24 protein-coding genes and 1 tRNA gene are annotated in these 22,966 nt (G+C 35.4%); 8 read left to right on the top strand and 17 right to left on the bottom strand.

The features are described 5' to 3' along the window. Positions 1-4: 4 nt before the first annotated feature. The 5 genes from AC1B0Z_RS03515 to AC1B0Z_RS03495 form a co-directional block, all read right to left on the bottom strand. Positions 5-865, bottom strand: coding sequence for a substrate-binding domain-containing protein (locus AC1B0Z_RS03515; protein WP_483794169.1), 861 nt, complete (start codon positions 863-865; stop codon positions 5-7). Between the two features lie 2 nt (positions 866-867). Then, positions 868-1,731: a nucleoside phosphorylase gene (locus tag AC1B0Z_RS03510; RefSeq protein WP_483794168.1), complete on the bottom strand. Its 864-nt coding sequence runs from the start codon at positions 1,729-1,731 to the stop codon at positions 868-870. Continuing rightward, positions 1,721-2,665, bottom strand: a complete 945-nt coding sequence (locus tag AC1B0Z_RS03505) for a DUF1835 domain-containing protein (RefSeq protein WP_483794167.1) — start codon at positions 2,663-2,665, stop codon at positions 1,721-1,723. Before AC1B0Z_RS03505 ends, AC1B0Z_RS03510 begins: the two co-directional genes overlap by 11 nt. Before the next feature lie 3 nt (positions 2,666-2,668). Continuing rightward, positions 2,669-2,998 (bottom strand): translation initiation factor, encoded by a 330-nt coding sequence (locus AC1B0Z_RS03500; RefSeq protein WP_483794166.1) that lies wholly within the window; start codon positions 2,996-2,998, stop codon positions 2,669-2,671. 122 nt (positions 2,999-3,120) lie between these two features. After that, positions 3,121-4,071, bottom strand: coding sequence for an isopenicillin N synthase family dioxygenase (locus AC1B0Z_RS03495; protein ID WP_483794165.1), 951 nt, complete (start codon positions 4,069-4,071; stop codon positions 3,121-3,123). A gap of 137 nt (positions 4,072-4,208) precedes the next feature. Here AC1B0Z_RS03495 and AC1B0Z_RS03490 point away from each other — a divergent pair, with 137 nt between their 5' ends. Further along, positions 4,209-6,197, top strand: a complete 1,989-nt coding sequence (locus tag AC1B0Z_RS03490; protein WP_483795234.1) for an alpha-ketoacid dehydrogenase subunit alpha/beta — start codon at positions 4,209-4,211, stop codon at positions 6,195-6,197. Positions 6,198-6,405: 208 nt separating this feature from the next. Here AC1B0Z_RS03490 and corA read toward each other — a convergent pair whose 3' ends face one another. The 8 genes from corA to AC1B0Z_RS03450 are packed head-to-tail and all read right to left on the bottom strand — an operon-like array spanning position 6,406 to position 12,732. Next, positions 6,406-7,473 (bottom strand): magnesium/cobalt transporter CorA, encoded by a 1,068-nt coding sequence (gene corA / locus AC1B0Z_RS03485; RefSeq protein WP_483794164.1) that lies wholly within the window; start codon positions 7,471-7,473, stop codon positions 6,406-6,408. 11 nt (positions 7,474-7,484) lie between these two features. Then, on the bottom strand, positions 7,485-8,036 hold the full coding sequence (locus tag AC1B0Z_RS03480) for a mechanosensitive ion channel domain-containing protein (RefSeq protein WP_483794163.1): 552 nt from the start codon (positions 8,034-8,036) through the stop codon (positions 7,485-7,487). Positions 8,037-8,087: 51 nt separating this feature from the next. Further along, positions 8,088-9,002, bottom strand: a complete 915-nt coding sequence (locus AC1B0Z_RS03475; protein ID WP_483794162.1) for a septum formation inhibitor Maf — start codon at positions 9,000-9,002, stop codon at positions 8,088-8,090. Between the two features lie 29 nt (positions 9,003-9,031). After that, complete coding sequence (locus tag AC1B0Z_RS03470) at positions 9,032-9,625, bottom strand: Maf-like protein (protein ID WP_483794161.1); 594 nt, start codon at positions 9,623-9,625, stop codon at positions 9,032-9,034. A 5-nt stretch (positions 9,626-9,630) separates the two neighbouring features. Next, positions 9,631-10,488 (bottom strand): geranylgeranylglycerol-phosphate geranylgeranyltransferase, encoded by an 858-nt coding sequence (locus tag AC1B0Z_RS03465; RefSeq protein ID WP_483794160.1) that lies wholly within the window; start codon positions 10,486-10,488, stop codon positions 9,631-9,633. Between the two features lie 50 nt (positions 10,489-10,538). Then, positions 10,539-11,408, bottom strand: a complete 870-nt coding sequence (locus AC1B0Z_RS03460) for an energy transducer TonB (protein ID WP_483794158.1) — start codon at positions 11,406-11,408, stop codon at positions 10,539-10,541. Between the two features lies 1 nt (position 11,409). Then, positions 11,410-11,940, bottom strand: coding sequence for a KdsC family phosphatase (locus AC1B0Z_RS03455; protein WP_483794156.1), 531 nt, complete (start codon positions 11,938-11,940; stop codon positions 11,410-11,412). A gap of 3 nt (positions 11,941-11,943) precedes the next feature. Then, positions 11,944-12,732, bottom strand: coding sequence for a Rossmann-like and DUF2520 domain-containing protein (locus tag AC1B0Z_RS03450; protein ID WP_483794155.1), 789 nt, complete (start codon positions 12,730-12,732; stop codon positions 11,944-11,946). A gap of 91 nt (positions 12,733-12,823) precedes the next feature. On the opposite strand from AC1B0Z_RS03450, the gene AC1B0Z_RS03445 reads away from it, so the two are divergent. After that, positions 12,824-13,210, top strand: a complete 387-nt coding sequence (locus AC1B0Z_RS03445; RefSeq protein ID WP_483794154.1) for a group III truncated hemoglobin — start codon at positions 12,824-12,826, stop codon at positions 13,208-13,210. 117 nt (positions 13,211-13,327) lie between these two features. Here the strand turns inward: AC1B0Z_RS03445 and AC1B0Z_RS03440 are convergent, their stop codons facing one another. From AC1B0Z_RS03440 to AC1B0Z_RS03430, 3 genes are read right to left on the bottom strand one after another with little or no spacing between them, the layout of a single operon-like run. Beyond that, complete coding sequence (locus AC1B0Z_RS03440; RefSeq protein ID WP_483794153.1) at positions 13,328-13,822, bottom strand: GNAT family N-acetyltransferase; 495 nt, start codon at positions 13,820-13,822, stop codon at positions 13,328-13,330. Continuing rightward, positions 13,819-14,445 (bottom strand): PAQR family membrane homeostasis protein TrhA, encoded by a 627-nt coding sequence (trhA, locus tag AC1B0Z_RS03435; protein ID WP_483794152.1) that lies wholly within the window; start codon positions 14,443-14,445, stop codon positions 13,819-13,821. The genes AC1B0Z_RS03440 and trhA overlap by 4 nt, the downstream gene beginning before the upstream one ends. Further along, positions 14,445-15,128 (bottom strand): DUF4294 domain-containing protein, encoded by a 684-nt coding sequence (locus AC1B0Z_RS03430; protein WP_483795232.1) that lies wholly within the window; start codon positions 15,126-15,128, stop codon positions 14,445-14,447. Before AC1B0Z_RS03430 ends, trhA begins: the two co-directional genes overlap by 1 nt. Positions 15,129-15,232: 104 nt before the next feature. Here AC1B0Z_RS03430 and AC1B0Z_RS03425 point away from each other — a divergent pair, with 104 nt between their 5' ends. Together AC1B0Z_RS03425 and AC1B0Z_RS03420 are read left to right on the top strand one after the other, a co-directional pair. Next, positions 15,233-16,321 (top strand): M42 family metallopeptidase, encoded by a 1,089-nt coding sequence (locus AC1B0Z_RS03425; RefSeq protein ID WP_483794150.1) that lies wholly within the window; start codon positions 15,233-15,235, stop codon positions 16,319-16,321. A gap of 158 nt (positions 16,322-16,479) precedes the next feature. After that, a tRNA-Arg gene (locus tag AC1B0Z_RS03420) sits at positions 16,480-16,553 on the top strand. 457 nt (positions 16,554-17,010) lie between these two features. Here the strand turns inward: AC1B0Z_RS03420 and AC1B0Z_RS03415 are convergent. Continuing rightward, entirely contained in the window at positions 17,011-17,853 is an 843-nt protein-coding gene (locus AC1B0Z_RS03415; RefSeq protein WP_483794149.1) for an AraC family transcriptional regulator, read from the bottom strand. A gap of 133 nt (positions 17,854-17,986) precedes the next feature. On the opposite strand from AC1B0Z_RS03415, the gene AC1B0Z_RS03410 reads away from it, so the two are divergent. From AC1B0Z_RS03410 to AC1B0Z_RS03395, 4 genes are all read left to right on the top strand, one after another. Further along, positions 17,987-18,943 (top strand): dihydrodipicolinate synthase family protein, encoded by a 957-nt coding sequence (locus AC1B0Z_RS03410; RefSeq protein ID WP_483794147.1) that lies wholly within the window; start codon positions 17,987-17,989, stop codon positions 18,941-18,943. A 199-nt stretch (positions 18,944-19,142) separates the two neighbouring features. Next, complete coding sequence (locus AC1B0Z_RS03405; protein WP_483794146.1) at positions 19,143-20,666, top strand: aldehyde dehydrogenase (NADP(+)); 1,524 nt, start codon at positions 19,143-19,145, stop codon at positions 20,664-20,666. A gap of 18 nt (positions 20,667-20,684) precedes the next feature. Continuing rightward, a complete protein-coding gene (locus tag AC1B0Z_RS03400) occupies positions 20,685-21,695 on the top strand; it encodes a 4-hydroxyproline epimerase (protein ID WP_483794144.1) in 1,011 nt (336 codons plus the stop codon). Positions 21,696-21,702: 7 nt separating this feature from the next. Next, complete coding sequence (locus AC1B0Z_RS03395; protein ID WP_483794142.1) at positions 21,703-22,950, top strand: NAD(P)/FAD-dependent oxidoreductase; 1,248 nt, start codon at positions 21,703-21,705, stop codon at positions 22,948-22,950. Positions 22,951-22,966 lie beyond the last annotated feature (16 nt).

Genomic DNA, 22,966 nt, shown 5'->3' with positions numbered 1-22,966 from the left:
TTGTTTAGGGGTTCAATTTGTGTATGAGTCTTTCGTACGGAACAATTTCAGGGATAATATCTAAAGCCCTTAGTTCTTTCTGAACATTCACAATAGTAGGCTCATCAATAATTTCTTGAGACCATTCAGTAATAGTCAACCAATCTTGTACATCTTCAAGTTGTTGTTCATACCTGTTTGCAATCATACGATCAATACTCGGTATATGCTTAAATTCTGAAGTGGTTGCATTGATTATATTTAAAATGGTTCGCAGGTCGCTTAGGTTATTTTTCAAGAAATCCTCACGAACCGCAATTACAAAGCAAGGCCAAGGCGATGGACATTCTCCGATACGTCTAAAAACACCGTCGTCAACTATTGGTTTTGTGGTGTATTTTTCCCATAAAAAGTAATCGGCAGTCCCATTGGTTAAGCCTTCAACAGCACCGCTAAGATTTTTTATCACTTCAAAATTTAAATCTTTATCTAAATCCCAATCATTATTTTGTGCATTTATGTAGGCCATCAAGTGCGAACCAGAACCGTATCTGCTTATCGCCGCTTTAGCGCCTTTTAAATCTTCAATAGCTTTATATTTTGAATGATGTGCTACATGAACCCCCCAAATGAGTGGTGTTTCAACAAAGGTTTGAACAATCTTACTAGGATTTCCAGCGATTATATCTTTTATAATGCCTTCAGTTAAAATTACCGCAATATCTATATCACCCTCACGAAGCGCTTTGCACATGGCTCCTGTACCACCATGATAATCGTGCCAACGAAGATTTATACCTTCATTTTTATATTCACCATTTTTAAGTGTCAAATACCAAGCTAAATTGAAATGCTCTGGTACACCGCCAATATTCACTTTCTTCATTTTTAAATTCTATCTAAAGTATAAATGATTAAACTTTCTACTGCTTTTCGTGGGTTTATGCTAAAAGTACCATTGGCTCTATTAGCAATTATGGCATTGAGGGAGATCGCATGATGTCCTAAAAGTTTTGATAGGCCATATATGGCAGATGTTTCCATCTCAAAGTTTGTAACTTTTGTGCCCTCAAAATTAAAAGTATCCATCTTTGTATTCAGTTCAGCATCCATTAGTGGTAATCGCAAAATGCGTCCTTGAGGCCCATAAAACCCATTAGCTGTTGCCGTTAAACCTTTTATTGTAGATTCGCTTTTTAATTTTGATAAAAGTGTCTTGGAGCCATCAATTATTATAGGTCGAGCCTTACTAGTGTTCCAGTTGGTATGCTTTATAAAGGCTTCTTCGATTTTTGGTCTGGAAATACCTGCAATTTGGTAGGAGTGCAGCAACCCTGTTAAATCTAAGCCACTTTCGCTAATTACAAATGAATCAACTGGAATATTTGGTTGTAACCCTCCAGAGGTGCCAATTCTTACTATGTTTAAACTCTTAAGATATTGTTTAATAGTTCTCGTTTCAAAATCGATATTTGCTAACGCATCCAATTCATTTAGTACAATATCAATGTTGTCTGTACCAATACCTGTTGATATTACAGAGATTTTTTTACCACTGATTGTTCCGGTATGGGTTTTGAATTCACGTTTTTGAGTTTCAAATTCTATACTATCAAAATGCTTTGATACTAAAGCAACTCTATCTTGATCGCCAACTAAAATGATGGTATCCGCAATGTGTTCTGGTTTTAAATTTAGATGGTATATGCTACCGTCTGGATTTAGAATAAGTTCGGAATCCTTAATTGGCATGAAATGGCGACTTTATCAATTTATTTTGTGATTTACTGAATTGAAAATCTGTTTTTTTAACCCCACCAAAAACCATGGCATTATCAAATTCTCCTGTTGCATTGCGCTGACCTATTAAAACTTCATGCCCTTTTCTGTTCAAATCAATTTTTTCTTCCGTAACAGTATAGAAAGGTTGTAGATAATCAATAATACGCTGTATTTGCAGATCACCAAAGCCATAAAATCCTTGATAGTTTAATGCATAACCCAATAAATGGTGCTTGGATTTAATGTCGTTATCTTTAATAAGTTTAAGAATATTGGTTTCTAGAACGTTTAGACCTGTTTTTGAATCTGGAAAACGCTCCAAATGCGCTTTTAAACAATTGCTTAAGTATTTAAAAGAGGAGGACTGTACAATGTATGGTTTCAATAAGTTATGGTCTACACCACAATAGATATTCCAAAGTGTTTTTGCAAGATCTAAATCACTATCCAAAAGTTTAGTTTTGTTTTTATAATGCGCTAGAAGCTGACTAGAGCTTAATTCGCCTAAACCTTTTAGTTCTTTTACCCCAGGAATTCGTCCACTACAAACTAAATAAATTGGTAGGTTAATGCCCTTTTCATTCAGCAAGTTGATTACGGCTAGCATATTGACGTGGCAGAACAAATCATATTCAAACCAAAGTACAACTTCAGCGTACCTTTCATTGGCACCATTAAGTTGAGATAGTGCAAAGTTAATTTTATCAGAATCGAGATCTATATTATAAAATTCCTTTAAAAAATCGCGACGTGCTTCTATAAGTTCATCAGAATGCACTACCTCTTTTGTTGGGCCTTCACATAACATTTCCTGCCATGTAACTATCTCGCCTTCAACTTCCAACTCTTTTAAATATCCAGTTAAAACACCACCGTTTGTAATATGCAAAATACCTTTATTCATAATTTATCCACCAACTCGTTTAACATTAAATCCTTTATCTTTAAGTATTTGCATAATTTTATCACGATAATCTCCCTGAATGATAATCTTGTCATCTTTAAAACTACCACCAACGCTTAATTTGGTTTTAATCTCTTTTGCTAGGGCTTTAAAATCTTCTGTAGCACCAGTATACCCTTCAAGAATAGTTGTGGGTTTGCCTTTACGCTTTTCGTATTTACAGATAATAGGATCATCTTGCATCCAAATATTTGAAGTATCGGATATATCTTCTGTGGTTTCCTCTGGAGTATGGTCTGGAAATAGGTTTTTTAATTGATCTTGTAAATCCATTATAGGCCCCTCTTAATCTCCCCGAGGGGGAGAAACTCAAATCGGGTATTCTGAGTTGTTGTATGCAAAATAATTTATTTGTTGTAAGTTCCTTCCCTTTGGAAAGGTTAGGAAGGGTTTCTCTACTTTTTAATAAGCCCTAATTCAATTAAACGTTCTGTTAGAAATTCCCCTGCAGTAATATCCTCATATTGTTTCGGGTTATTTTCATCAATACAATTCTTAAGTACATCAAGTTTCATGTCGCTTACTGGATGCATAAAAAATGGAATAGAATATCTCGAAGTTCCCCAAAGTTCTTTAGGAGGGTTTACCACGCGGTGTATGGTTGATTTTAATTTGTTGTTGGTATGTCTTGAGAGCATATCTCCAACATTAATCATCAATTCATCTGGTTGAGCGATAGCATCTAACCATTCACCTTTATGATTTTGAACTTGTAAACCACGGCCTTGTGCCCCCATTAACAATGTAATTAAGTTGATATCGCCATGTGCCGCGGCACGAACAGCTTCCTTAGGCTCTTGCTTTATTGGTGGATAATGAATTGGACGTAAAATAGAATTTCCATTTTTAATATAATCGTCAAAATATGTTTCTTCCAAACCAAGATGCAATGCTAGTGCTCGTAAAACGTACTTTGCAGTTTTCTCAAGCATTTGATACGTTTGTTTTCCTATTCTATTAAATTCCGGTAATTCCTCAACAATCACATTATCAGGATATCCATACTTTTCCTTGTCATTGTCATCGATGTATTGTCCAAAATGCCAAAACTCCTTTAAATCTCCTTCTTTTTTACCTTTTGCACTTTCCTTTCCAAAGGATACATAACCACGTTGTCCTGAAATTTCAGGGATTTCGTATTTCTGTTTTACTTCAAGAGGTAAATCAAAAAAGTTTTTTACCTCGCTGTAAAGGTTATTCACTAAGGTATCATCTAAAAAATGACCTTTTAATGCTACAAACCCAATGTCTTCGTAAGCTTTTCCTATAGATTTTACAAAACTCTGTTTTCTTTCAGGATTTTCAGAAATAAAATCATTCAAATCTACGCTTGGGATACTATTCATGACTAAAGTACAATAATTGTGATGTCAACAAATGTACAAAAACATTCTATTGAATTATATGCAATTTATCTATTCATATATCGAAATTACAGTATATTTGATAGTAGATTAAGAGTTATTTTATGAAAACCTCAAAAATGCAGCCTCAGATAGACTTTAATACTGAGGGCTTAGACTCTGAAGTTTTACTGGAGCTTTATAAAAGTATGCTCAAGCCTAGACTTATTGAGGAAAAAATGCTGGTGCTATTACGACAGGGGAAAATCAGTAAATGGTTTTCAGGAATAGGGCAAGAAGCTATCGCGGTTGGGGTTACTTCAGCACTTAATTTAGATGAATATATCTTGCCAATGCATCGCAATTTAGGGGTGTTTACTACAAGAAAAATTCCTTTATACAGGCTTTTTGCACAGTGGCAGGGAAAAGCTTCTGGATTTACAAAGGGTAGAGATCGTTCGTTTCATTTTGGCACACAACAGTATCATATCGTTGGTATGATTTCGCATTTAGGGCCTCAACTGGGAGTTGCAGATGGGATTGCGCTAGCTTCAAAATTGCGACAAGAAAAAAAAGTGACTGCTGTTTTTACGGGAGAAGGCGGTACTAGCGAAGGTGATTTTCATGAAGCGCTAAACGTAGCGTCCGTATGGCAATTGCCGGTGTTATTTTGTATTGAAAATAATGGTTACGGGTTGTCTACACCAACTTCAGAACAATATCATTGTAAAGATTTAGCCGATAGAGGCTTAGGTTATGGTATAGAATCCCATATTATTGATGGCAATAATATTTTAGAGATTTATACGAAAGTTACTGAAATAGTAAAGAGTATACGAGAAAATCCACGTCCTGTGTTGATAGAGTTTAAAACCTTTAGGGTACGCGGGCATGAAGAGGCGAGTGGCACTAAATATGTTCCACAAGAGTTAATGGATGCTTGGGCAAAAAAAGACCCTATTGAAAATTATCAGAATTTTTTAAAAGAAGAAGGTATTATAGATGAGCCTTTAGAGGTTGAAATTAAAACAAAAATAGTTCATGAAATCAATGAACATTTGGAGGTTGCTTTTGATGAGGAAGTTGCACATCCAAATTTAACTAACGAATTGAATGATGTTTTTAAACGTTTTGATTATCAATATATTAATCCGAATTCGAATAAAAAGGAAATACGACTAGTTGATGCTATTTCGGAAGGTCTTCGTCAAAGTATGGAGCAACACGATGAACTCGTTATCATGGGACAGGACATCGCAGAATACGGTGGAGTTTTTAAAATCACAGAAGGTTTTGTTGAAAAATTTGGTAAAGACCGCGTTAGAAATACACCTATTTGTGAATCTGCAATTGTAGAAGCGGCAATGGGTTTATCTATTGCTGGGATGAAAAGTGTTATGGAAATGCAGTTTGCAGATTTTGTATCCTCTGGATTTAATCCGATTGTAAATTACCTAGCAAAATCGCATTACCGATGGGGGCAAGGTGCAGATGTAGTTATTAGAATGCCTTGTGGCGGTGGCGTAGGTGCTGGTCCTTTTCACTCACAAACCAACGAGGCTTGGTTTACCAAAACGCCAGGGTTAAAGGTGGTTTATCCCGCCTTTCCGTATGATGCAAAAGGCTTATTGAATACAGCAATTAACGACCCAAATCCAGTTCTATTTTTTGAACATAAAGGATTATACAGAAGTATTAGACAGGACGTACCAACAGGCTACTACACCATGCCATTTGGAAAAGCTAGCTTAATTACATCAGGAAATGAAATTACAATTATAAGTTATGGAGCTGGCGTACATTGGGCTATAGAAACTCTTGACAGTTACCCAGATATTTCAGCGGATGTTATCGACTTAAGATCACTTCAACCATTGGATACGGAGACTATTTTTGCATCGGTAAAGAAAACAGGTAAAGCCATAATTCTTCAAGAGGATTCTTTGTTTGGAGGTATTGCTAGTGACATTTCGGCGTTGATAATAGAGTATTGTTTTGAGTTTTTGGATGCTCCTGTAAGACGCGTGGCGAGTTTGGAAACACCAATTCCGTTTGCTAAATCTCTTGAAGAGCAGTATTTGCCAAAAGAAAGATTTGAAAGCGAATTACTAGCTTTATTATCATATTAGCATTAAGTTTTATTTGGAACATGCTTAAGCAGATATATGGGTTAAGGATAGGAACGGCATCTTTTTTTTTTCTCAAAAAAGATCTACCTGCTGGAAGAAAGGTATAGCGGATAGCCCGACCCACCACTTGCACCGAGCTTGTAGAATTGTTGCGGGTAACCTGCCTGCGATATCGAAGGTGGGCACGCTCCCTAATGCATAATAGCCGTTAGATCCACTTTTTTCTTTTAAAGTAGTAGAGTAGGACGACGAATATAAGTACCATGAGTGCCCAAACGATATGATAACCGTATTTGTAATGCAGCTCTGGCATGTTTTGGAAATTCATGCCGTAAACGCCTGCAATAAATGTAAGCGGTATGAAGATGGAAGCCATTATGGTGAGTACTTTCATGACTTCGTTCATTTTATTGCTTATGGAGGTCATGTACATGTCCATTAAACCCCATATCATTTCGCGGTAGATGTCTATGTTTTCTGAGACTTGTATTAGGTGGTCGTAAATATCTCTATAATAAGTTAGGGTTTTGCGCTGTATGAGTTCGGTTTCGTTTTTATCGATACGGTTAAGCATTTCGCGCAGTGGAAAGATAGCGCGACGTACGCGTAGTATTTCGCGTTTTAGCTCTTGAATGTTTCGGCTGGCGTCTTCGTTAACATTGCCTGCAAATATTTCGGTTTCAAAATCTTCTATTTTATCGCCTAGGATTTCAATAACCCCAAAATAATGATCTACAATGGCATCAACAAGCGTATACAATAAATAGTCTGCCTGCATGTTGCGCACGCGCCCTTTGGCATAACGAATGCGGTCTCTTACGGTATCAAACACATCCCCCTCGGCTTCTTGAAAGGAAAGGACGTAATTTTTACCCAATATAAAACTCACCTGCTCTGAAACAATATTTTGGGTTTTATCATAGTATAGCATTTTGAGTACGATAAACAGGTAATTTTCATATTCGTCAATTTTTGGGCGTTGGGCTATATTTACGATGTCTTCTAAAACTAAGGGATGTAGGTCGTAATGCTGCCCAAGTTTTTCAATCTCTGAAACGTAATTGAGTCCGTTGATGTTAATCCAGGTAATAGATTCTGTATGTTTAAAGTCGAAACTCTCTTCTATGTTTTGGAGTTTTTTTTCCGTGCAGTTCTGTTTGGTATAATCAAAGGCTTCTAATATTAACGTAGGTTTAGAGCGTTCGCCTGTATATACTACGCTTCCTGGAGCTTGTCCTAGTTTTTTCTTGGATCGGTACACTCTTTTTCTAGGCATAAGCATAATTTTTAAACCGCATCTGCGCCATCATCACTATCAGTTTCGATAGCGTCTTTCTCTACCAGTGTTACTGCTTTTTGTAGCATAAGGTTGTTTGGATAAGTGACCAAATCGCCATTTTCTAATCGTAAATGTAGCTGAAATGCCCTAATATCCTCAATTATGGCCGTGATAGGGAAATCTTTATCGTGTATTGAAATTTTATCGCCCACTTTATATGGGAAATTAAAGAACATGATGATGCCCGAAGTTACATTGCTTAAAATAGACCAGATGGCAAATAGTGCTATACCAATAATGGCAAATACTGAAGAGAATATGACTGCGATGTCCTCAAATTTAGCACCAAACACAAATGATTGGATTAAAATACCAATGATTAATAACGATACTAGCACGTATCTCCGCATCAGCCTTATTCTTGCCTCGTTAATACCACTTTTGCGTCCAATCTTTTTGATAAGAATGTTAGTGATGAGCGCAATGATGAAAAGAATGCCTATTACAAACCCGGTTTGTATAAGTTCTGTGCTGTACGTTTCAAAAAATTCTGCAATCATTCTTAAAAACCATTAAATATGCAGTAAATATACATTCAAAACTTTTAGATTTTAATTTAATTTGAGTGAATCTCTTAAAACTTCGTGTTTGTTCTGGTTTTTTTGCCAATATGGCGATGTTATGGTGTTGAGTTTGGTGGCCTTTGTTGTCATGGTTTGCGAGCGACTTTGAAACGTTTCTTCCCAACCCAAAATATCATGTGGAAACATTGGATTGAATGTGATGATTAATGACCTGTTTAGGTTATTGTATTTTAGGGTGTATGTATTCCCTGTTAAGGTCGCATCCGCTTGATATGGCTTAATATCGATATGTTTCATTCTAGTAAATTCCAATGATGGGATTACAGAAATACTTCCCGTTGGTAAGGATTTTGGGTTGATGCGCAATTGTGACCATAGTTCATTTTCCAAAATGGCTTTATCAAGTATTAAGTTTTGGTCAGCTTCTCCTTCAAAGTAGGAGTGGGACATGATTTCGAATTTATTCTTATTGTTTAGCTGTGCGTATACATGTCCGCACCATTCTTGCATGGAACTAGACACTTTAATGGCATGTTGGTTGTTTGCCAAAGGATAAAACGTACTTTGCATGATGCTGTAGGGATAAATGCCCGTGTTGAAATTTTTAGTGGCATTTAGCTTTAAAACAGGAATGTTTTTCTCATTTTGATGGTCTGCTTTAACCTGAATTTCGGGTAGAAAATCTTCAGTCACAAAAATTAAAACTGCGGTACCGTCTCGCATTTCGCCATAGCGGGCCTGTTCAAGTTTATAGGATGAAATTTCGGCTTTTCCTGCGTACCAATAGTCTTTAAACTGTTGGCTTAAAGGTTGTGCTGGTTTTGCATTTTGGTTGGATGAATTAATTGCTAGCGTATCTTTTTTTATGGATTCTTCCTTGCATCCAAAGCATGTTATTAATAATCCTAGGATAATAACAGTACATGAACTAATGGCCTTCATAGTATTATGTTTTTTATAAAATTACAAACTTACTTCAGGTCGGCAATGCTATTTAACGTTTTATACACAAGATGAACGGGCAAGCCCATAACGTTAAAATAGGAGCCTTCAATTTTGGTGGCACCAATATGCCCAATCCAATCTTGAATACCGTAAGCGCCTGCTTTATCAAAAGGCTTACGCGTTTTGATATAGTAGTCTATTTCATCATCTAACAGGGCTTTAAAGGTAACCTTGGTGATGTTGTGCAAGGTTTTTTCATAATCTTTCATAGTGAAACATACCGAGGTGATTACTTCGTGCGTGGTGTCGCTTAATGATTTTAATATTGAAACGGCCTCATCGATATTTTCTGGTTTTCCTAATGCGGTGTTATCGTTCCAAACAATAGTATCGCTGGTAATTAAAATATCATTGGGTTGCAATTCGTTTTTAAACGGAAGTGCCTTTAATTGCGCCAGGTAATTGCTTATTTCAAAATGCCTTAGCCTTGGCGGATATTCTTCTTTTACGGGTTTTAGTCGGATTTCAAAATCTAAACCTAGTTCCTTAAAAAATGCTTGTCGCCTTGGGGATTGAGAGGCTAAAATGATATTGTATTCTTTTAGTTTTTCTTTGAGCACCAGTCTTAAATTGTAAACGCATATAAAAGTAGCGAAAGCATTCCAAATAGCATCACTAACTTGTACATGTTTGATATATGCTGAAAATGGTTTTTGGATTTAGCACCGAATAATTTTATGGAAATATAGATTAGTGGCGCAATAATGCCTACTAAAAAGTAGATAAGCATTAGCTGTTGTTTGTACAAATTAATTACGGTGTAGATGATTATAACAACTAGTGGGATACAATTGAGTGCAATTAGCACATTACGGGTACGTTCGCGCCCAATGGCTATGGGTAAGGTGTTGTGGCCTGCTTTATGGTCGCCATCTACATCTTCAATATCTTTTGTAATTTCTCGTAGAAGATTAATCATAAAAGCGAATATGGCATAGTCTAAAACGATTCTAAAAAAAGTAATTTGAATTTCTCCGTTAAATGCTGTTATGGTTGGTGAGAGTTCAAACAGACCAACAATTAAAACGCTTGTAGCAACTAAAACTGAAATTATTATATTTCCGATGAGTAATATGCCTTTAAGATACGACGCATACATGTAGAGTAGTGCAGAAATAAGAACGAAAAAGGTAAAAAAAGGACTTTTACCTATGCGATGCGAGAGGTAAAACCCAACACCAACACCAATAATATTGAAAATGATAAAAGCATTATATGCTGCCTTTTCTGAGATGGATTTACCAACAATAGCCTTATCGGGTTTGTTGATGTAATCTGTATTTTGGTCGTAAATGTCGTTTATAATATTTCCTGCTGCCGCTATACATGTGGTAGCAAAAATTAATAGAGCAATTCCAAGTCCGTCAAGTGCTGTATTTACTCCAAAAGGCTCTAGAAGTGCATACTTAATTAAAAGTTGCACAAGAGCAATCATTAATAAATTCTTCCAGCGGATGAGGTTTAAGCAGATCATTAATCCATTACTTGAAATATAAATGGGAAGCTGTATTTAAAATTGATACTATTTCCATCTACTTTTGCAGGTATAAACTTAGGAAGTAAATTAATGGTACGTTTTATTTCATTGCTTAATTCCGGATTTTTTGATTCTACATCAATATTAACAATGTTACCTTCCTTATTAATTATAAATGTTATTTCACTCTTTAGTTTACCAGAAAGTCCAATTCGAGAAGCAATTTCAGGATTGAATTTTCTCATGAAAAACCTGTTGACAGTTCTCGATACACATTCTTTTATAACTGCTTTATCTTTTAAGTTGGCACAATTATAAGTTTTTGGGAATTCATCGTAATTATCTTTGACGGTAATGATTTCCTCTATATTTTTAAAAAGTAACGGTTTACTGGTTAAAAAACCTTTAGCACCTTGAATTATGCTTTTGTCTATTTTTAGTTTACTTTTAGTAGGGGCCTGTTTTACTTTGAGTAGTGCTCCTAATAAGTTGAAATACATGTAATTTTGACCTTCTTTGGCTTGAATGTATAAAACGTTAGCAATTTTTTTTCTACTGCCAATACTTATGATGTTGTTCTCGATATTATAATAAAAAACCTTATTGATAACATCCCTGTTAAAAGGTGTAGTAGCGTCTTCTTCAGAAGATAACCTTACCAGTCCATTTTTGCTAAACGTAAGTGATAAAGAAAGTAAAAATGATTCAATTTGATCAATTTTGGCTCTATCGGGGTTGTTAAAGACTTCGGGGTTTATTTCTGTATCAACCACCTCCCAGGTGCCAACTACAGATTTATTGGAAAAATTTTGCGAGTATATTTTGTTACAAATAACAATTAAAAAAAGAAAAGCAAATCGTCTCATGTCAATCATACTTCGCATCAAAATTACCGTTCCACTTTCCTTGAACTTTTAAAACCTGTTCAATAACGTCCCTTACTGCACCTTTACCGCCATTTTTGTGTGAAACGTATTTTGATATGGCTTTAATTTCAGGCACTGCATCTTGCGGACAGCAGGGTAGGCCTATACCTTTCATTACAGGATAATCGGGAATATCATCGCCCATATACAGTACATTTTCAGAAGTTAATTTTTTGCGATTAAAATAATCATCCAACTGCTCAATTTTATTGTGAGCGCCTAAATAAATATCACTAATGCCTAAACCCTTCAAACGTTTTTCAACACCTTTATTGCGGCCTCCAGAGATAATGCAAACGTTATATCCTTGGTCAATAGCGGTCTTAAGGGCGTAGCCATCTTTTATGTTCATGGTGCGCAACATTTCGCCAGATGATGTAATATGTACCGTGCCATCGGTTAGAACGCCGTCAACATCAAAAATAAACGTGGTAATATGATTTAAATATTCTTTATAACTTTTCTCTTCCATTATTTAGTTTTTTTTGGAGCTTGTTGCACGCGTTGCAACACCATGGGTGTTTTGGATTGATTTGGTCATTAATTTATAAATCTCTTGATGTTCTTCGTTTTTTAAAAGCTTTAAATGATTTTTAATGGTCTTTAGGTCATTACGCCTTGCCGGACCAGTTTGTGCCATATAAGGCGATAAATCTTGTATTTTGTTTGCAGTTTCTAATATAAGCGGTTTTAGTAAATCGAACTCTGTTGCTTCAGATTCTGTAATTTCATGAGCAATACGATACATCTGATTGGTAAAATTATTTACAAAAACGGCCGCTAAATGCAAGGTTTTCCGTTGGTCGCTATTCACTTTTTTTACAGGGCCACCTAATTTTTGGGCTAAGGACTTCAGGACCTGATAATCTATTTTTTCAAGGGTTTCGATGCAAATTGGGATTTCTGAAAAATCTAAATCGGCCGTTTTGGTAAAAGATTGCAAAGGGTAGAATACGCCGCGTCTGTTTTTTTTATCTAAATCGTGGATATTAATACTGCCAGCAGTATGCACTACCAATCTATTTTCAAAAGGTAATGCAGATGAAATATCGGTAACAGCTTCGTCGCTCACTGCAATAATGTAAACATCAGCAACTTCCAGACTGCTTAAATCATCTGTAATATTTACATCGTTTTTATATTTTGAAATCGAATTTATGCTTCTGTTAAACCATTGTTTTACAGTTATTTGATTGTTTTTATTGAACGCTTTAAATAAATGCGTTCCAACATTGCCAGCACCGAGAAGCGTTACAAAAATCATGACGCTAAAATAAGCAAGAATTACGATTTAGGATTTAGGATTTACATTTTTTTAATCGCATTATATGATTTAAAAAATTTACTTTTGAGTAATGGCGAAAAAGGATATCGAAAATAGGGAGGATGTTTATCTTTTAGTGAGTACATTCTATAGCATGGTTAGAGAAGACGAAACTTTGGGGTCTTTTTTTAATGAAACTATTAAAGATTGGGATGAACATTTGGAATTTCTTACGACATTTTGGGAATCGAGCTTATTTTTAAAAACGCGCTATTTTGGAGATCCAGTGGCAGCACACATTAAGGTTGACAAACAATTTAATCATTCTATTACCGAGATGCACTTTGGTATTTGGCTTAATTTATGGTTTGAAGCTATTAACGAGCTGTTTGAAGGCGATTATGCTGAAAACGCCAAACGGCGGGCCAGAAAAATGGGAACGTTTATTTATTTGAAGATTTTTGAGGCTAGAGGTTAGTCGTGGTTCATGGCTCTTCAATAGTGCTGGGTATAGGCTCTGCGAAGATTCATAATAACTATAGGGAGCGTAGTTTTATAGATGCTTCAATCACTATCTTCAGAATGATAAAATCTGTTATATAATTGATTTTTCCATCTTATAATCATCCATTAAAAAACCATTTCCAATATCAATAATGATATCTCCCATATTTTTAAACCCAGCTTTTTCATAGGCTTTCATGGAACTAAGGTTGTTCTTATTCACTGTTAAGCTAATGGCGTTGCAATCCATGTTTTTAGCTTTGGTTTCAATAAAAGCCAGTGCCTGTTTACCAAAACCTTTTCTGCGATGGGTTTTTAAGAGATATAATTTGCTTAAAAACAAACTTTTACATTTCTTTTTGATACATAGATAGCCGATATTGGATGTGAGAGTTTCCATCAAAAAATAGTGATAGCCATCTTTAATTTGTTGTTTTATAGCATCACGGGATTGAAATTTTTTCAGCATGTAGTCTACTTGTTCTTTTCCAATAATGGGAATATAATGCTCGTGCCAAATGCTATTGGCTAGTGCTTCAATAGTATTAAAGTGGTGCTCTTTTATGGCTTCAGTAAACGATATCATATCACATATAAAAATATCATCAAGAAATGAAAAATAGCACCAGCGAGTACAAATAAGTGCCAAATGACATGGTTGTATGGTATTTTTTCAATCACATAAAAAATGATACCCACAGTATAGGAAAGCCCTCCGGCAAATAGTAGAAGAATCCCGTTACTATGCATTACATCGGATAGGGTTGTAAAATCAAAAACTATCAACCAGCCCATAGCGAGATAGAGCAGAGTAGAGAATATTTCAAATTTTCCAGTGAAAAACGTTTTTAAAATGACTCCAAATGCAGCAATCCCCCAAACAGTGTAAAATAAAGCCCAGCCTAAGCTTTGTTCTAACATGATAAGCAATACGGGTGAGTACGTGCCAGCAATTAAAAGATAAATACTAATATGATCTATCACTCTAAGAAACCGTTTCTTGCGTTCGTCTTTTGCGGCATGATAAAATGTAGAAGCGCTAAAAAGTATAATTATTGAAAACCCATAAATAATGACGCTTGTTAAACTGTAATCGGTCTTTCTTGTATCAAAAACAATCAATAGTATCAGTGCTACAACTCCAAAAATAGCACCAATGGCATGACTTACTGTATTTAGTTTTTCTTCAAAAGCTGATTGTACACGCATTATTCGGGGGTCTCAGATTTGTAGTAAACCCATTTATCGGTAAGTTCGTAGAAATCAATATCCAACTTGGGTTTCTGTCGTTCCAAGCGCCCACTCTGAAAATTGCGTTGCAAAATATCTTCAATCAAATAATCTTCCTTATCATTCCATGGGTCGTATTCCTTTTTCAATTTTATATCAAACACGTTGGCGGTTGTATTGTACCAAAATGCACGCCATCCGTTGCGCAGTTCTTTCACCAAATCAAACGCAGTACGTCCCGTTTGCCTATGTATTAGCTTTACCAATATTTGTCCTTCAGTGCGTGTTAGTTTTTTCAGCTCATCTGAAAATTCCCCTTCAATATATTTCTGTACCTTTTTAGTGTAGCGCTTTTTTTGCCGCTTTTTAGTAAGCTTCGCTAAATGCTTCGTGAGCGAATCTAAACGTTCTGCGGCCATTTTTGCATATGGGTATACCTTAATGGTTTTTCGGCGTAAAATTAAATAACGGATACGGTCTTTTTTACTATCAAATTTTAACTTGTGAAGCAGCATTACTTCATCCAAATCTATTGCCGTTTTTGGTATGGAATCGCCTTCAACCACAATATAGGTCACCTCGGTAGAATCTGTTTCAACCTCGCTTGTTTGGGCAACCATTAACACTGGAAATAGAAGCGCTATGTATTTTAAATAATTCATGATATTGTCCATGGAGCAATTATGGTTTCAAAATTAAGAATTTACATGCTCTTAAACATTCATTTAACATATATATTGCTATTTTAGTGCAAAATCTTAAACACATGGCGAAACAATCGATTTTAAACAAAAAATCATTAGAATTTCTAGAGAAATATTTAAATAATGCAGCTCCTACGGGTTATGAGTGGGACGGACAAAAACTTTGGATGGACTACCTGAAACCTTATGTAGATGAGTTTATAACCGATACTTACGGTACAGCAGTTGGAGTTATTAATCCAAAAGCAAAATATAAAGTCGTTATTGAAGGGCATGCCGATGAAATTTCGTGGTACGTAAATTATATTTCGGACAATGGCCTAATTTATGTTATTAGGAACGGTGGAAGCGATCACCAAATTGCCCCTAGTAAAGTGGTTAACATCCATACCAAAAAAGGTATAGTAAAAGGTGTTTTTGGATGGCCGGCAATACACACAAGAAATAAGTCTAAAGAAGAGCCGCCAAAACCAGACAATATTTTTATTGACTGTGGTTGTGCGAATAAGGACGAAGTTGAAAAACTTGGTGTACATGTAGGTTGTGTGATTACCTACCCAGACGAATTTCATGTTTTAAATGGCGATAAATTTGTATGTCGCGCTATTGATAACCGCATGGGAGGTTTTATGATTGCCGAAGTGGCCCGTCTTTTAAAAGAAAACAAAAAGAAGTTGCCTTTTGGATTGTACATTACCAATGCGGTACAAGAAGAGATAGGTTTAAGAGGTGCCCAAATGATAACGGAGACTATTCAACCTAATGTTGCTATTGTGACTGATGTAACGCATGACACCACAACGCCAATGATAGAAAAGAAAAAAGAAGGGCATTTAGAAATAGGAAAAGGCCCTGTTGTGGCGTATGCACCTGCAGTACAACAGAAACTACGTGATTTAATTATTGATACGGCGCAAGAAAAGAACATACCATTTCAGCGTTCGGCATTATCACGTGCTACAGGAACAGATACCGATGCCTTTGCTTACAGTAATGGAGGTGTAGCTTCTGCATTAATCTCATTACCATTGCGATACATGCATACCACTGTAGAAATGGTACATAAAAACGATGTAGAAAATGTAATTAAATTGATTTACGAATCGGTTTTAAAGATTAAGGGAGGTGAAAGTTTTAGCTACTTCGATTAACCTAAAAATTAAGTCAAATTAAAAAACATTTGTCTTGTTTTATAGTGAAGATGTTTTATATTTGCACCGCTTTTAAACAAAAGATGTCGCTTTGATTTAAATCACAATCTGATGTCTGTCTTTCCCAAAAAAAAGGGGATTCTGTTTAAAATGTCAATGGTCGCGTAGCTCAGCTGGATAGAGCATCTGCCTTCTAAGCAGACGGTCACAGGTTCGAATCCTGTCGCGATCACAAATAAATAGATCAAACAAAAAACGCCAAGTGTACTTGAGCGTTTTTTTGTTTATTATTTGTTGTCTCGTCCTAAAATAGCGTTATAATAAAATGTTATTTATGGGATCTAAAACTTCAAATTATGTAAAGCGAACATAAAAGGATTACAGTTTATCCTTTAAACTACACCTTGTTCAATTTCTTGAACAAGGTGTATTAACGCGAACCAAAGCACTTGGACAAATATGGTATTCAAGCCAGATCGACGATTCGTACTTGATTAAAAAAATGATGGTAAATTTGATAATGATTTTAGCATTAATGAATCCATGTCCAAAACACCATAACAACGAATTTTAGAATTGGAACAACAAGTTAAACTACTTGAGAAACAAAAAGCAAAGGCAGAAACCCTGACAGAAGACGAAGACAAGAAAGACATTTGGAGTCCTGCCTTTAAAAACCGAAAGCAAGACTAAACACGTTTCCTAACAAATGAAGGAATGTGTCCTTTTACTTTTTTGTACTGCCTGTTAAAGTTTGATAAATTGTTAAACCCTGATAATTCAGCTATTTCAACAATAGGTAAATCTACCTGTTGCTCTAAAAGTCTTGTAGCGTGTTCTACCCGTATTTCATTTAAAAAGGTAACGTAAGTTTTATTAGTGCGTTTTTTAAAATATTTACAAAATGCATTTTTAGTCATATTTGCCTCATTTGCAATAGTTTCTAATGAAATGTCTTTTTGGTAGTTAGTCATCGTGTATTCAAAAACATGGCGCATACGGTTACCCTCGTTGTCAGAATAGGTTTTTTCATATATAAAAGTGGAAAGTGTTTCAGATTTAGCAGTAGCAATATGTTTTAAAATTTTTAAAAACAAAATAAATCGTTCTAATTTAGATGATTTTTTTAGTTTTTTAAAGCATTCTATAATGTCACTTTTATTATTTTTTACAACCAAACCCTGCGTAGATTTTGCAAAAAAACGGTTAAGTTCTGTAAATTCACTCAATTCAAAAAAAGTATCACCAAAAGAAGATTCAGTAAAAAATAAACTCAACATTTTAGATTCAGTCACACCATGTTTATCACTTTTAAAAGCATGTGGCAAATTGCTGCCAATAATAAAAATATCATGTTCTACATAACTAGAAATATGATCACCCACCAATAGCGTTCCGTTTCCTTTTTCTATAAAACTAATCTGAATTTCATTATGTTGATGCAACTTATCATAAAAAACTGCTTCAATATCTTCTTGATAAATTAATGCGCTATTTTCTGGCTTAGGTATTTTAAAAGGGTGTACTTTCATTAATACAAAAATACTCAAAATATAAGAATAATTTGAATAAATGGATAATATAATATTAAAACCGAATAATTTAGTAGTATTGTTGATGGTAATATTTATATAGTTTTATAACTCATTAAAAAGAATAAAAAAAATGAAATCCAATTGGGATGGTGTAATGCCTGCAGTGTTTACATGGTTGAAAGAATCAAAATCTGGTACTCTTGAAATTGATTTTGATACAACACAAAAACAAGCCGCAGGTATTTTAAAAGCTCAAGGAAAGGGAGGAAGCAGAATGAGCGGACTTGTTGGTTCTGGTACTCTGGGCGAGAATAGCTATTTGAGTAACACACAGCGCCTTTCTTTACTTAAATCCCTTTCTGAGGTTGCTGAGGAATACAATGTTCCGTTAATCAGCGGAGCTTCGGCAGAAACTAAGGAAGAACTTGCCAAAATCATTGAAGGGCTTGCAACAGTAGGAGTTGATACAGTTATGGTCATGCCGCCAAAAACTAAGGCGGTTCCTTCTGAAAAAGAAATGTATGAATATTATGCGCTTTCGGAAGCAACTGCAACGAAAATGGGTATAACAATGATGCCTTATAATAATCCTGATGCAGCTGGCTATCATTCGCTTTCAACTGATCTTCTTTTAAGACTTTCTGTGCTTCCTAAAGTAACTGCGCTTAAAATATCGACTATAGATGTTTCAATTATTGAAACGCTGATGTTAGAGAATAAAGATTTAAAAGTTTTGGCAGGAGTAGACACAGTTACTGTGCATGCAGGACTAGCTGGAGCATGTGGTGGAATTACAGGTGTAGGTTGTATCTTCCCGAAAGCAAGTGTTACCATGCAAGAGTATGTTTTAAATGGAGAGTGGGCTAAGGCAAACAAAATTTCTCAGGCTTTAAATTCCATATCGTATCTGGATGCTCAACCGCTGCTTTTGGAATATCTAAAACTTGCCATGGGAATTCATCATAATGATGTTGCTGGAGGGCTGCGTACCTTTGGTAAGAAATTAACTAAACAGCAAATTGATGATGTACGTGCAAGATATATTCTGGCAAAAGAAAGACTTGAAGTTTTGGACTTAATAAGTTGATCCTTTTAAATATTTAAAAATGAGAAAACTTCGTTTTTACAGAAAACAAATATGTAGATTTTATAACACGTTTATCACAATTATAGAGATGTTTATGAGAAAAGATTTTTCATTTTAAGGTATTTTGTAAAAATACCTATTATCAAAAAAAGTAGTTTACAAACGAGTAAATTAAAAAAAATTAAAAAAATAAGTAACAATGACTACAGGAAAAAACTATATCGGGCAAACACTTAAAGCCTCAGGTAATAGTACTTATAAAACCGTAAATCCTAAACTAAATATTGAAAACCCAACACTGTTTTTTGATGCCACGGAAGAAGAAGTAAATGAGGCAGTAAATTTAGCTTGGAACGCTTTTAAAATTTTTAGAAAAGTATCAGGAGCTAAAAGGGCGGCTTTTTTAAATGCCATTGCCGATGAGATTTTAGCTTTAGACAAAACATTAATCGACATGTATATGTCAGAATCTGGTTTGCCAGAAGGAAGAGCAGTAGGAGAGCGAGGTAGAACTATTTTTCAGTTACGATCTTTCGCTACATTAATAGAGAATGAAACTTGGAGAGATAATATTTTTGATGCCGCAGAGCCCGATAGAAAACCATTACCAAAAGCAGATTTAAGAAAAACCTCTATTCCATTAGGACCTGTAGTTGTTTTAGGAGCAAGTAATTTTCCACTGGCATTTTCCACCGCAGGTGGAGATACAGCTAGTGCTTTGGCTGCGGGTTGTCCTGTAATTGTAAAATCGCACCCAATGCATTCTGGAACAGGAGAATTGGTTGCTAATGCAGTTATTAAAGCAGCAAAAGATACAGGAATGCCAAATGGCGTGTTTTCAAATTTAAACGGAAAAAGTGTAGAAGTAGGTTCTACATTAGTAAAACACTCAAAAGTTAAAGCAGTTGGCTTTACAGGAAGTGTGGGAGGAGGAAGAGCGTTATTCAATCTGGCGACACAACGCGATGAACCTATCCCTGTTTTTGCTGAAATGGGAAGTATAAATCCAGTTATCATAACACCTAATGCTATTACAAAACGTTCAGAAGCTTTAGCTTCACAATACGCAAGTTCTATAACATTGGGAACAGGACAGTTTTGTACAAATCCTGGGTTACTTCTCACTATTGATAGTGACGAAACACAACAATTTATAAACGATTTAGCAGATAAAACCGTGGCCATTGAGGCGCAATGCATGTTGCATCCAAACATTAAAGCAGGTTTTTTAGAAAATGGAGCAAAAGTATCTTCACAAAATGGTGCAGAGACCGTTGCTAAAATTGAAGATAAAGTTGCACCAAATTACGCACCATCACAAATTGTAAGTGTTTCAGGAAAAGACTTCTTAGAAAATCCAAAAATGCAACAAGAGGTATTTGGACCATTTTCATTGGTAGTAAAAGCAAAAGATGAAGCAGAATTAATCGATATAATCAACGGTTTAGAAGGCCAATTAACAGGGACTATTATCGCCGAAGAATCAGAATATGCGCAACTTCATGACATTGTTGATGCGCTTGAAGATAGAGTAGGGCGTTTAATATTTAACGGTGTGCCAACAGGGGTTGAAGTATGTCCGTCTATGCAACATGGAGGACCATATCCTGCATCAACAGATTCTAGGTTTACAGCTGTTGGAACAAACTCTATTAAACGTTGGGTGCGTCCAGTAAGTTACCAATCATTTCCAAAGGTATTATTACCAGAAGCACTAAAATGATGAACTAAAGTTTTAATAATGACAAAACATACTTTTGTTTGTATTGATGCGCATACCTGCGGAAACCCAGTGCGAGTTATAAAAAAAGGCGGGCCAGAATTGGTGGGAACTAATATGAGTGAAAAGCGTCAGCATTTCTTAAAGGAATTCGATTGGATTCGCAAGGGCTTAATGTTTGAACCTCGTGGGCATGATATGATGAGTGGTAGTATTTTATATCCACCGCATAATCCAGATAATGATTTTGCAATACTGTTCATTGAAACCTCGGGATGCCTACCCATGTGTGGTCATGGAACTATTGGCACTATAACCATTGCTATTGAAGAAGGTTTAATTACACCTAAAACTCCAGGTAAAATTAAAATGGAAGCTCCAGCAGGTTTGGTGGAAATCGAATACCAACAAACCGATGGTAAAGTTGATTGGGTGCGATTAACAAATGTGAAAAGCTACTTAGCTGCTGAAGGATTAACGGTAGATTGTCCAGAACTAGGTCAGTTAATATTTGATGTGGCCTACGGAGGTAATTTCTATGCTATTATAGACCCTCAAAAGAATTTCTCTGGTATTCAGGATTTCTCAGCAAGTAAACTCATTCAATATTCACAAGTATTAAGGCAAGCTATTAATCAAAAATATCCTGATAGATTTATTCATCCAGAAAATGATACTATTAGAAACGTGTCTCATTTATTATGGACAGGAGTACCATTAGATCCAACTTCATCTGGAAGAAATGCAGTGTTTTATGGTGATAAAGCTATCGATAGAAGCCCTTGTGGCACAGGAACATCTGCAAGAATAGCGCAGCTTTATGCTAAAGGTAAATTGAAACTCAGAGAGAAATTTATTCATGAGAGTTTTATAGGAAGTAAATTTATTGGGCGTGTAACTGCAGAAACTTCTATATCGGGTAAACCAGCGATTATCCCAAGTATTCAAGGTTGGGCAAAAATTTATGGCTATAACACTATAATTATTGATGATGAAGACGATCCTTATGCACACGGTTTTCAAGTAATTTAATTATGGTATGAGTAAGAATGTAATCATTATTGGTGGTGGAATTATTGGGTTGTGTTCCGCTTATTATCTTCAAAAAGAAGGTCATCAGGTTACTGTTATCGATAAATCGAATATGGATTCTGGTGCATCTCATATTAATGCTGGTTATATTACCCCAAGTCACTTTATTTCCTTGGCTTCACCAGGAATGCTTTCAAAAGGTATTAAATGGATGTTCAATCCTAAAAGTCCATTGTACATAAAACCTAGGCTAGATTCAGATTTTTTAAAATGGTCTTGGGCCTTTAAAAAATCAGCAACACTTTCAAAGGTAGAACAATCAATAAAACCCTTATTGGATATTAATTTGCTTAGTAGAGATCTCTACGAAGATTTAAAGCAATCAAACAATTTCAATTTTCATTTTGAAAAAAAGGGACTTTTAATGTGCTATAAAACAGATAAGGTTGGTGAAGAAGAATGGGGAGTTGGTAAACGTGGATTAAAAGAAGGTTTACATGTTGAACACTTAACTGCAAAACAAGTTGAAGAAATTGAACCCAATGCGCATTTATCCATTAAAGGTGCTGTTTATTATCATTCTGATGCTCACATGACACCTAATAATTTCATGCAAGACATGATATTGTATTTAAAAAGTAAAGGAGTCTTAATTTTTAAAAATGAAAACGTTGAGGATGTTAAAATAGCCTATCATAAAATTTCAAAAGTAATTACTAATAAGCAACACTTAGATTGTGATGAAGTTGTTTTGGCTGCTGGTAGCTGGAGTCCAAAAATTAGTAAAAAATTAGGATTCAAATTATTACTTCAAGCGGGCAAAGGTTACAGTATTAATGTAAAGCAAGATACTAAAATTACTATTCCTGCAATACTATGTGAAGCCAAAGTTGCAGTAACTCCAATGGACGGTTTTACACGATTGGCGGGTACTATGGAAATGTCGGGAATTAATCATAAGATAAATACTGTTCGCGTAAATGCTATTGCGAAAGCTGGCGCATCATATTACAAAAAACTTCATGTAACTTTAGAGGAAAAAGCTCATGCTAAATGCGGTTTACGCCCCTGCACCCCTGATGGACTGCCATATATTGGTAAATCATCAAAATATAAAAATTTAACTATTGCAACAGGACATGCTATGATGGGTTGGAGTTTAGGGCCAGCTACAGGGAAATTGGTTTCAGATCTTATGTCAGAAAAGAAAACCACGCTCGATATTTCTGCTTTTCATCCAGATAGAAAGTTTTAATACTATTATATTAGAT

Source organism: Hyunsoonleella sp. J2K-J805 (genome assembly GCF_057167125.1).
Note: the sequence above shows the minus strand (reverse complement) of the source record. Positions and strands in the feature narration are given on the sequence as shown.